The organism is Chryseobacterium sp. 14P4.3.2, assembly GCF_057799275.1.
In genome coordinates, this window is sequence record NZ_JBYOKO010000051.1 from 1 (window position 1) to 1,346 (window position 1,346).

Genomic DNA, 1,346 nt, shown 5'->3' on the forward strand with positions numbered 1-1,346 from the left:
GCATTTGGAATGAATCATATTGGAGGAGTGAAAGGCTTGTTAGGAGGTTATATGAATTATAAGTACAACGGCAAGGAGCTGCAGGAGACGGGAATGTATGATTATGGAGCGAGGATGTATATGGCGGATTTGGGAAGATGGAGTGTGGTGGATCCTTTAGCAGAGAAATATAGGAGGTGGCCACCTTATAACTACGCAATGAATAATCCAATTAATCTTATCGACCCTGATGGACGAGGAGTAGCAAGTACTGGAGTAAAGGATAATAAAGATGGAACTTACACTGTTTTAAATGCTAAAAATGATGGAAATACAGGAATTTATATTACTGATGAAAAAGGGAATTATGACATAAACTCAAGTCAAAAAATTGCTGAAACACACCTACCTACTGAATTTATGCAGGCGAACAATATTACTGGTGGATTTGAAGGACATATAAATGCTACCTTTAGTCTAAATCCAGAATACAATATGAAAATTAATGGAAAAGCATATAAAAATTTAGATGGTAACGAAATTAAAAATATCTATATCAATTTGTTTAAACAGCAGACAAAAGGGATGGGTTGGTATGATACTCTTTCATATTTAAGAGATAATTCAGGAAATGGAAAAAAATTTGATATTAAAGCAAGTGTTGCAGGTTTTAGTCCGGAAAATGTAGTAATGCTTGATGGAAAACTAACTACCATTAGAGGATTAGGCAATGAAATATTTGGGGCTAACATGAATGTAGCAGCAGATAAATCGCCTTTCCATCAAGACTTTTTTTATTATCAAGTAATGCCAAAAGTAGGAGCTTACAACCAATCCCAAAATAAAGGAGCTACAGGATATAATTCAGGCTGGCCATTCTATGGAGAGCATACATTTTCAGGGTCATATATTTTTCATGGCTATTATGGAAGATTCCCATACAGAACAGATATAAAATATTAGTAAATGAGAATATTATTTTTTGTGATTTTAACTTGCTTATATAGTTGCAAGAAAGAAAATATAGCAGAACAGGAAAAGAAAAATAGGATCATTGTTAAGAGCATTGATAATGGAAACTTTAAAGCGACTTTTTTTCAAATAAGTACAATATCAGATGTTACAAACTATGTTGCTATAGAGAAAAATAAAAAAGAAGATATTATTTTTCATGGAAATTTTGGTTCTGTTATTGATATTTATTTTAGAGGAGAGGACACACTATATTTGAAATGTTATAAGCCATCATCTAATATTATATATGAATATAAAAAAGAAATGAATGGACTAAAAATTTCACAAGATACTTTAGTTACTGAAAAAGAATATAATGAGAAAACTCATAATTAATAAAAGAATCCCGCTGC

The 1,346-nt window shown here is 31.6% G+C and carries 2 protein-coding genes; both read left to right on the forward strand.

Annotation, left to right across the window (positions count from 1 at the left end; genetic code table 11):
* A partial coding sequence (locus AC27VX_RS23695; RefSeq protein WP_488698434.1) for an RHS repeat-associated core domain-containing protein occupies positions 1 to 942 on the forward strand: 942 nt, incomplete at its 5' end.
* Positions 943 to 945: 3 nt separating this feature from the next.
* Complete coding sequence (locus tag AC27VX_RS23700; RefSeq protein WP_488698436.1) at positions 946 to 1,329, forward strand: hypothetical protein; 384 nt, start codon at positions 946 to 948, stop codon at positions 1,327 to 1,329.
* Positions 1,330 to 1,346: the final 17 nt, after the last annotated feature.